The 9,316-nt window shown below is 57.2% G+C and carries 9 protein-coding genes; 4 read left to right on the forward strand and 5 right to left on the reverse strand.

Features of this window, described 5'->3' with window-relative positions; translation table 11 throughout:
* Nucleotides 1–266 (forward strand): hypothetical protein (locus DBR30_RS21370; protein ID WP_219927565.1); only part of this gene is annotated, 266 nt, incomplete at its 5' end.
* Nucleotides 256–1,014 carry a hypothetical protein gene (locus DBR30_RS11440; protein WP_108588354.1) on the forward strand — a complete coding sequence of 253 codons (759 nt, stop codon included), beginning with the start codon at nt 256–258 and terminating at the stop codon, nt 1,012–1,014. The genes DBR30_RS21370 and DBR30_RS11440, both read left to right, overlap by 11 nt.
* Before the next feature lie 200 nt (nt 1,015–1,214).
* Here the strand turns inward: DBR30_RS11440 and DBR30_RS11445 are convergent, their stop codons facing one another.
* Nucleotides 1,215–1,748 carry a metal-dependent hydrolase gene (locus DBR30_RS11445; protein WP_108541689.1) on the reverse strand — a complete coding sequence of 178 codons (534 nt, stop codon included), beginning with the start codon at nt 1,746–1,748 and terminating at the stop codon, nt 1,215–1,217.
* A 216-nt stretch (nt 1,749–1,964) separates the two neighbouring features.
* On the opposite strand from DBR30_RS11445, the gene DBR30_RS11450 reads away from it, so the two are divergent.
* Nucleotides 1,965–2,741 (forward strand): BPL-N domain-containing protein, encoded by a 777-nt coding sequence (locus DBR30_RS11450; protein ID WP_108541690.1) that lies wholly within the window; start codon nt 1,965–1,967, stop codon nt 2,739–2,741.
* A gap of 472 nt (nt 2,742–3,213) precedes the next feature.
* Nucleotides 3,214–5,313 carry a hypothetical protein gene (locus DBR30_RS11455; RefSeq protein ID WP_108541691.1) on the forward strand — a complete coding sequence of 700 codons (2,100 nt, stop codon included), beginning with the start codon at nt 3,214–3,216 and terminating at the stop codon, nt 5,311–5,313.
* Between the two features lie 77 nt (nt 5,314–5,390).
* Here the strand turns inward: DBR30_RS11455 and DBR30_RS11460 are convergent, their stop codons facing one another.
* The 4 genes from DBR30_RS11460 to DBR30_RS11475 all read right to left on the reverse strand — a co-directional run.
* Nucleotides 5,391–6,599, reverse strand: coding sequence for a NupC/NupG family nucleoside CNT transporter (locus DBR30_RS11460; RefSeq protein WP_108541692.1), 1,209 nt, complete (start codon nt 6,597–6,599; stop codon nt 5,391–5,393).
* Nucleotides 6,600–6,957: 358 nt separating this feature from the next.
* Entirely contained in the window at nt 6,958–7,383 is a 426-nt protein-coding gene (gene arsC / locus DBR30_RS11465; protein WP_108541693.1) for a glutaredoxin-dependent arsenate reductase, read from the reverse strand.
* Between the two features lie 61 nt (nt 7,384–7,444).
* The gene (gene arsB / locus DBR30_RS11470; RefSeq protein ID WP_108541694.1) at nt 7,445–8,509 is read right to left on the reverse strand and encodes an ACR3 family arsenite efflux transporter; all 1,065 of its coding nucleotides are present in this window, start codon (nt 8,507–8,509) and stop codon (nt 7,445–7,447) included.
* Nucleotides 8,510–8,618: 109 nt separating this feature from the next.
* On the reverse strand, nt 8,619–9,316 hold a 698-nt coding region (locus DBR30_RS11475; protein WP_308813272.1), incomplete at its 5' end, for an ArsA-related P-loop ATPase.

Below are 9,316 nucleotides of genomic sequence, written 5' to 3' on the forward strand. Positions count from 1 at the left end.
ACATACAATATGCACTGATGGCGGGGCGTGCCTACCAAAGTACCCGTGGAAACGATAATTTATTTCCCGAGGGAAATCAGGACACCACCTCTCTGAGCAAGACGCTGTATAGTCAGCACACAAAAAAGGGGGGGGGGCCTAAACAGCTCCCGCAACACGCGGTTGATCATGTGGTGAGATTGATTACGAATATGCTCATTCAACACAAAATAAAGAGCGCTAAAGCAACTACTCTGATGTGTGTCGGGGACGAAAATGAATGTTAAAAAATTTTTTTGGCGTTGGATGATGCCACTCGCTATTTTATTTAGCATCATCCTATCTTGCACTTCCTCTGACATTGTGAGTTGGCAGGAAGAGGTCGTGCTGCACGATGGTAGCAAGATCATGGTAGATAGATCACAGAGTTATGGTGGTCGTCGTGAACTAGGGCAATCTCCTCCCATAAAGGAGCAAACGATTTCATTTACCATACCTAATACTAATGAATATATTTCATGGAAGAATGAGTATGGGGATGATATCAAGAGAGCAAATTTCACTCCACTTGCCCTTCACATATTAAATAGGGTGCCATATATTATATCAACAACCACATCATGCCTTTCTTACAATAAATGGGGTAGGCCTAATCCCCCTTATGTTATTTTTAAATTCCATAGTAAAGTATGGCAACGTATTTCGCTGGAAGAACTTCCCATCGAATTAGATAGTATAAATTTAGTGATAACCACCAAGTCTAATGAGAAAGTTCTACTGGATGAATCCCCAATCAATCCAGTGGTAATGAAGGAAATGAATAGAGATATCAATCAACCTGAATTGAATGGCATTCTGAGAAAACCAGTTTATACAGGTGATTGCTCAGTCATGTTCCACGATGGAAAGGGGAATTGGAGTAGTGATGATTCATTTAAACGCCAACCAGATATTGACGCTTGTTTAAATTATTGCAAACGAGAAGGGTACGATGCTAAACATTGCCCTTGCAATCAGATTTTTGGAGAAAAATAAAATTGATAGTAACATACAATATGCACTGATGGCGGGGCGTGCCTACCAAAGTACCCGTGGAAACGATAATTTATTTCCCGAGGGAAATCAGGACACCACCTTTCTGAGCAAGGCGTCACATAGCCAGAATCACAGAGATGGGTGTCCAAGGTCTGATTTGTTACTCAGCCACAATTTATCCAATAACAATTTCCCCCCCACTACCTCTCTTTTTTCCACACCCGCCATCCCATCAACACCAGCATCAATAGACCTCCCGGCAGCCAGACCCAGTAGAGCTCGGAGAGGATCACCGCTTCACCTCGGGCAGTGAGATAAGCCTCCAGCTTGAAGGGGGCAACCCGGATCACCTGCCAGGGGGCGAAGAAGCGCTCATCCCGCCACGGCCAGAGCCAGCCAACCCCCTTGCCGCCGGTGGTGAGGGAATCGAGCAGGCTGTGAGAGAGCAGCGACACCAGCAGAAACGACCAGACGGTGGCAGCGCTGGCCCGAAATTGGCGGTGAAACAGCATGGCCAGAATGGGCAGGGCAAAGGCGAATAGCAAGGAGTGGGTAAAGCCGCGGTGGCCAAAGACATGGCCGTAGGCGACCCCCAGTTTAGAGGCGAGCACATCGGCATCAGGCAGCATGGCGATGGCAACCCCGGCCAACAGCAGGCGGGGCGGGATAATCCGGCTGCCAAGCCCCAGTCCAAGGCAGAGAGGGACGGCAGCGTGGGTAACTATGGTGGGCATAGAATAAAGCTCCAACTGAAAACGTGAGCCTACCCTACCTCCGCTCGGTGAAGTGAAGGTGAAGTGCGCCCACTGTATTGACTCGCTGTTAGCTGAACGCAGCGCCAATCAGCCTTGGCACGTTAACTTGAAATGTTCATTTAACAGCGGCTGACATGCAGAACAGGATCGTGATAAGTAGTCTCTTCGGTTCATATCACAGGGATAGTGGCAGCGATGAATGTACCAAAAAGCGTCGTGCAGATTGCGAGCGTTATCAGCCTTTGGTTAATGACAGGATGCATGGCAGAGGCCGCCTCCGCGCAGCCGCAGCAAGAGCCGTACGCACTGATCTATAACGGGCCGGTTTCTGATGGGGATAGCACCAAAGCGATTGCAGATGTGGTCAGGCAGGTGGGCTTGCCAGTGAGGAATCTCTCCAATATCCAGGCGCTGCCTGCAGAGCTCGATAATGCCAGGGTATTTATCGTTGGCGGTACTGAGGACGATGTTGAGCCGCTGCGCAATGCCTTCACCGCGGACGCTCGCTCGGCATTAAAAACTTATTTGCTAAGCGGTGGCCACTACCTCGGGATCTGTGGGGGTGCATTTGTGGCATCCAGCGGCTGGTCTGAGGACGAAGGCTTTGTGCCGGCGCTGGGCCTTGTTCCTGCCACATCCGATGATTATGACGGCGACTTTAGCGCCAGGATCTTCCCGATCACCTGGCTTGGTGAAGAGCGCCAGATGTATTACCAGGCCGGCCCGCAATTTACGCCGGTGCCAAGCCCCGAGAAGATCAAGGTCATCGCCCATTTTCAAAACCATCAGATTGCCGCGCTGATCAGCTCATATGGCAAAGGCAAGGTGGCGGTTTCCGGGCCACACCCCGAAGCCCCCGAATCGTGGAAAGCGAATGCGGTGGACGGCGACAAGATGGAGTCGAATATTCATTTAGCCGTTGGGCTCGTCAACGAGTTGCTCTCCGAAAAGCCTGTCACCCATTCGAAGTAGTCGCGTCCCTACGCCCCTGGATTTGATCCCATTGATCGGCCCGGAAGTAAGGGCAGCCAATCGGCAGCAATCCATAAAAAAACCACCTCCCTGCAAAAGGTCGGTGGTTTTTTTATCGGTGGTAGATAACGGGTAGCCGATAGAGAGCGTTCGCTACCTCAACCCTCGCCTGGGCGCGGCACCACTCTTCCTGATCCTGCGGTTGTCTCCTTGTATGAACGCGTAAAGAGCGGCTGACGGCGCGTTGGCCAACCTGGTATTGAACGTGGTGGCCACCCTTTGCAGGAGAATGATGCACCATCGCCCGGTGAGGTGTACCGGCAGATTTCCGGCTTGTTGCTGTGCCCATGATCACACACTCACAACTCTCACCGCCCTCTCACCACGCCCCCGCTTTTTATCATCTAGAGTTACCGGGCAGTCCAAAAGCTGCTGATTTATATACATTCGCCGCCAAGAGGGATCTTTTTTCATGACCGAGCATATCGATCTGCTACCTATCAACACGGATGATGAGCAGGACGCAGGCAACCGTTACCTCTACTACACCGAAGGGGATCTGGCCCGCATTCTCGCCAATCTGGAACAGCTGCGCCACGCGGTGTTTCCCGCCGCCATCGGAGAGAGCGAAACGGGCGCCGCCGTGCCCCACAACTTTCCGTCCGTCTGTCTGGTGGGGCTGGGGCGCTGCGGCTCCAACATCGCGCAGGATGTGGCCTCGCTGGTCTACAACGCCCGCAGCTTTTATCTCAATGAGTTCAACAGTGAAGAGCAACGCAAGCGGGAGAAGGAGTTTGGTCCGGTGAGCTGGATCCGGCGCAACCTGCGGCTGCCAAACAACGGGGCCCGGCCAGTCTTTCTGATCGAGCCCATGGTGATGCTGGGGGATCTGGACAAGGACATCGATGGCCGCATCCGCCACTCCAATCGCAGCGGCGAAGGTGGCTCCTTGCGTGACTACGCCAAGATGCGGGTGATGGACTTGTCGGAGATCCACGCGGGCGGCGCGGGTAACGCCCCTATCCTTGGCCAGTATCTGGCCAAGATCATCCTCAACAAGAGCCCCCACTACTTCGCCAACTCCGAGTGGCAGGCCATTCATACCTATCTGGTGGACTCCTGCGGCATCAAGGCCAACCAGTCCCGCCTCTACTTCTACATCTTCAGTGCCGGGGGCGGTACCGGCTCCGGGATGGCCTCCGAGTTCGGGCTGGCCCAGCAGTACTCCTACATGAGCAAGACCTTTTCACCCCCGTCAGAAGAGGAGGAGCACCTCTCCCTCGGCGAGCACTTCATGTTCGATCCCATCTTCACCAGCGGCATCTGCATCCTGCCCAATATCTGTGATCGGGGTATCGAGATCTCGGAAGCGCTGCACATCAACGCAGGGCGCCTGCTGTGCAAGTACCTGGCCGAGGAGTGGGACTTCTCCTATCACTTCGACAACGAGCAGGCGTGCGATGCCAGCATGCTCAAACGGATCAGGCCCTGGAATGCCATGATGCTGATCTCCAACGACATCATGCGCTACGCCGAAGAGAGCGACGATGGCGAGATCCAGCACGTTGACGTCAATACCATGGAGAAGTACGCCAACCAGTACATCTCCCAGCAGATCTTCAACATCCTCACCGCCCAGGCCGTCACTACCGACTACGACGAGAACTACTTTCGCCGGGCGGGCATCGATATCAGCGAGACCATTCGGCTCGATGCCAACGACCTCTTTATGAGTCTGGCGGGGCCGGTGGCGGTGGCGTATGCCGAGTCCATCTCGCCCCCCGGCGGCCTGTTTGACAAGGAGGACGGGCTCAATGTGGACGATCTCTTCACCCGTTCCATCGAGCTGCCCCACTTCAACAAGATGACCCAGGCCATCGAGGGGATCAGTCTGCTGCCCATCGAGGCGGGCAACTATCGGGAGTATCTGGACGACTATGTGAAAAGCGGCCATGACCCGGCCCACCTCAACGAGCTGCACTTCTTCAAGAACTGCTCATCGGTGGTGTCGATCATCTCCCTGCCCAAGGAGTACAAGCTCTCCTATATGGATCTCAACCGGCTCAAGTCTCACCTCAACGGGCTCTTCCCCAATACCACCCTCAAGCGCTATGCGCTGGTCATAGGTGCGTCGGCGAACATCTCCCTCACCACCCTGATCGTCAAGAGCCCCTGCCTGAGCGATGACTTCCTGACCCTGATCGTGGCCTTTATCAAGCGCTGCTTTGCCAAGGATCACTATCGCTTCGATGAGCATCTGGACAAGGCGGTGATCGAGATGATCTGCAATGAGGAGTGGAACGATGCGCTGCTCGACAGCATGCTCAACGAGTTCGAGAACCCGGCCAAGATCCTCGATACCAACTGGTACGCCATCAAGCCCATGTATGAGAAGAAATATCGGGAGCTTATCCGCGAGAAAGAGAAGTTCGTCTCCATCAACGATATTCGCCTCAGCCGCGAATCGGTGAGAAAGGCGCTGCTCTATCTGCGGGAGATCTATCGCCACCGGGTCAGCAAGACCCGGATCCTCTCCCTCAACCCACGACTGGGGGAAGCGAACGCTCGCTAGCACCCTGCCCATAAAGTAAAGCGCCCGCCCCAGATGGGGCGGGCGCTTTTTTACTGGCGCAACCTCGTTTTATCTCATCAGAGGGAGACAAAGATCCCGGCCAGGGTGGCGCTCATCAGGTTGGCGAGGGTCGCCGCCAACACTGCCTTGAAGCCCATATTGGCCACATCGTGACGGCGCTCCGGCGCCATGGTGCCGATGGAGCCGAGCTGCACCGCAATGGAGCCCAGATTGGCGAAACCGCAGAGGGCGAAGGTGATGATGATCTGGGTGTGGGCGCTCAGATCTGCCTTGATATTGGCAAAGTCCAGATAGGCAACGAACTCGTTCATGATCACCTTCTGACCAATCAGGGATCCTGCCGCCATCATCTCGCTGGCGGGCACACCAATCAGCCAGGCCACCGGGGCAAACAGATAACCCAGCAGCTGCTGCAAGGAGAGTCCGGCCACACCGAACCACTCGCCGACGGTGGTGAGACCGGCGTTGATCATGGTGATGACGCTGACAAAGGCCAGCAGTATGGTGCCGATAGCCACAGCGATCTTCATGCCGCCCATGGCACCGCCCGCCAGTGCATCGATGGCGTTGCTGTAATCGCTCTTGTCGAGGGTGATCTCGGTCTGATCGCTCACCTGCTGCTGCTCCGGCACCAGCAGTTTGGCCATCAGCAAGCCACCCGGCGCCGCCATAAAGGAGGCGGCGATGAGGTATTTCAGATCCACACCCAGACCTGCGTAACCGCCCAGCACCGAGCCCGCCACCGAGGCCATGCCGCAGGTCATCACCGCAAAGAGTTCGGAACGGGTCATACCAGCGAGGAAGGGACGAATAAGCAGCGGCGACTCCCCTTGCGACAGGAAGATATTGCCGGTGGCCACCAGGGATTCGGCGCGGCTGGTGCCGAGCAGGCGATGGATGGCGCCGCCCAATACCCGGATCACCCACTGCATGATGCCGAAGTGGTAGAGCACGGCGATCAGCGCGCTGATAAAGATCACCAGCGGCAGCACCCGCACGGCGAAAATAAAGCCGTTGCTGGCGAGATCGCCAAACACGAAACGGATGCCGCTGTCGGCAAAGCCGAGCAGGGCGGAGACGCCATTGCTCATGGCACCGAGCATGATTTGTCCGGGGGGGAAATAGAGCACTAGAGCGGCAAAACCGGTTTGCAGGGCGAGCGCACCCAACACGGTTCGCCAGCGGATGGCTCGGCGGTTTTCACTCGCCAGCCAGGCGATAAACATCAGGGCCAGCATACCGACCAGACTCAATAACAGTGTCATCTTGCACCTATGAAGAGAGGAGTTTCATATGGCAAGTCTGCAGACAGGCGTCGCGGGAGATCCGGCGGGAGAGGTGCCGACCCACGCGACACGCAGACCACAAACCTACAGGTTAGTGGCGGGTCCCATCCTGGGGTCATTCACGTTCCGGGTGACAGCATGTATCGGGTGACGCCAGCGCCGTCGCAGGGGGAGATGCGGCCGGGTGGCAGGTCGGGCGGCGATGGTACAGTGATCATCGTCACATAAAAAGCGGTAAAACGATTGGCCGCAGTAACTTTTTCAACTTGTTCACACAACGAAACAGGGCCAGCGTGAAGCTGGCCCTGTTTCAATCCGTACCTGAGCGTTCAGATGATTACTTGAGGCGCTTGCCGCTCGCATCCACCACCTGCTCGCCATCCTCCTTGGCGAAGGCCCCTTTTTGCTGATCGGGCAATATATCGAGCACCACTTCCGACGGGCGGCACAGTTTGGTGCCGAGGGGCGTGACCACGATAGGCCGGTTGATGAGGATGGGGTGGGCCAGCATGGCATCGATCAGTTCATCATCGCTGAAACGATCTTCCGCCAGCCCGAGCGCCTCGTAGGGGGGCACGTTCTTGCGCAGCAGATCGCGCACCAGCATACCCATGGCGGCGATCAGTGCCACCAGCTGGTCACGGGAGGGGGGCGTCTCCAGATAGTGGATGACAGTGGGCTCGACGCCGCTGTTGCGGATCAGCTCCAGGGTATTGCGGGAGGTACCACATTCCGGGTTGTGATAGATGGTGATTGCACTCATTTGCGTGTCTCTCATGACTCAAGTGAATAGAAAATGGATAGCATCAGTTCGCGGCCATCAGTTAACGGTTCAGTCCCGCTTCGTACCAGGATTTGCTGGCGTTAACCACCCTCACCACCAGCAGCATGACCGGCACCTCGATCAGCACCCCGACCACGGTGGCGAGCGCCGCGCCGGAGTGAAAGCCGAACAGGCTGATGGCGGCGGCCACCGCCAGCTCGAAGAAGTTGGAGGCACCGATCAGGGCGGAAGGACAGGCGACCGAGTGCTTCTCCCCCACCTTGCGGTTGAGCCAGTAAGCCAATCCTGAGTTGAACAGCACCTGGATCAGGATCGGCACCGCCAAGAGGGCGATAACCAGCGGCTGCTCGATGATGGCGTTGCCCTGAAAGGCGAACAGCAGCACCAGAGTGAGCAGCAGGGCCGCCACCGACCAGGGCTGGATGCGGGTCATGACGCCGTCAAAATGGGACTCTCCCTTTTTCAGCAAGGCCTTGCGCAGCAGCTGGGCGATGATGACCGGAATGACGATATAGAGCACCACAGAGGTAAGCAGGGTATCCCACGGCACTACTATGCTGGAGACCCCGAGCAGCAGCGCCACCAGCGGGGCGAAGGCAAACACCATGATGAGGTCGTTCACCGCCACCTGTGACAGGGTGAAGTAGGGATCGCCGTTGGTGAGGCGACTCCAGACAAACACCATGGCGGTGCAGGGGGCTGCCGCCAGCAGGATCAGACCCGCCACATAGCTGTCGAGCTGATCTGCCGGCAGCCAGTCGGCAAACAGCACGCGGATAAAGAGCCAGCCAAGGAAGGCCATCGAGAACGGCTTGACCAGCCAGTTGATAAAGAGGGTGACCCCAATCCCCTTGAGGTGACCCTTCACCTGATGCAGGGCGCCAAAGTCGATCTTGAGCAGCATGGGGATGATCATCACCCAGATCAGCAGCCCCACCGGCAAGTTGACCTTGGCCACCTCCATGGCGCCGATCGCCTTGAACAGATCCGGCAACCCCTGCCCCAGACCAATCCCCACCACAATACAGAGGGCAACCCAGGCGGTCAGATAACGTTCAAAAAAGCCGATGGCAGGCACCGCCTTGGCATCACATGTTGCAGACATCACAGCTCCCGATGCGGCGCAATCCCGCATCTTCTATTGGTTCAAAACACGGGTTTATAACAAGTAACGGCATATTCAAGCCGCCCCGGCAGCAGGCCGGGGCGGCGACTCAATGGTGCTGGCAGAGACGGCGCAGGGCATCTGGCCCCACCGGCTCCTCGGCGAGCAGCGGCACCACGGCGTAGCGGCTGGCGTGTTGCTGCTCGACCGCTTCGATATGGGGCAACTGGCGCTCGGCCCGCAGTTGCAGCAGCGGTGAGCTGACCGCGGCTTGCTGCAAGCTGTGGTTGATGAGCCAGCCCCAGGGCTCGATGCCGGCCCGGCGCAGATCGGCCTGCAGATTGGCCGCCTCCTGTACCGGCGTCGGCTCGGGCAGCGTCACAATCAACACCTTGGTCTGCTTGGGATCCTGCAACTGCATCATGGGGGTGGTGAAGTGCAGCCCCTTGTTTCCCATCTGACGAGCGATCTCCCTGTGGTAGGCGCCGGTGGCGTCAAGCAGCAGCAGGGTGTGGCCGGTGGGGGCGGTATCCATCACCACGAAGCGCTTGCCCGCCTCGCGAATGATGCGGGAAAAGGCCTGAAACACGGCGATCTCCTCGGTACAGGGGGAGCGCAAGTCCTCCTCCAGCAGTGCCCTCCCCTGCTCGTCCAGCACAGCCCCCTTGGTGGCCAGCACCTGGGCGCGGTAACGCTCGGTCTCGGCGTGGGGGTCGATGCGGCTCACCTCCAGATGATGCAGGCTACCTGCCAGGGTCTCACTCAGGTGCGCGGCGGGATCCGAGGTGGTGAGGTACACCGGCAGAC

Origin of the sequence: Aeromonas sp. HMWF017 (assembly GCF_003061465.1) — a bacterium.
Lineage (GTDB): Bacteria > Pseudomonadota > Gammaproteobacteria > Enterobacterales > Aeromonadaceae > Aeromonas > Aeromonas veronii.

Coding starts and splice junctions, on each gene's coding strand:
- DBR30_RS11460 (WP_108541692.1), bottom strand. CDS start 6,599: ATGACACTGTTATTGAGTCTGGTCGGTATGCTGGCCCTGATGTTTATC.
- arsB (WP_108541694.1), bottom strand. CDS start 8,509: ATGTCTGCAACATGTGATGCCAAGGCGGTGCCTGCCATCGGCTTTTTT.
- arsC (WP_108541693.1), bottom strand. CDS start 7,383: ATGAGTGCAATCACCATCTATCACAACCCGGAATGTGGTACCTCCCGC.
- DBR30_RS11445 (WP_108541689.1), bottom strand. CDS start 1,748: ATGCCCACCATAGTTACCCACGCTGCCGTCCCTCTCTGCCTTGGACTG.
- DBR30_RS11455 (WP_108541691.1), top strand. CDS start 3,214: ATGACCGAGCATATCGATCTGCTACCTATCAACACGGATGATGAGCAG.
- DBR30_RS11450 (WP_108541690.1), top strand. CDS start 1,965: ATGAATGTACCAAAAAGCGTCGTGCAGATTGCGAGCGTTATCAGCCTT.
- DBR30_RS11440 (WP_108588354.1), top strand. CDS start 256: ATGAATGTTAAAAAATTTTTTTGGCGTTGGATGATGCCACTCGCTATT.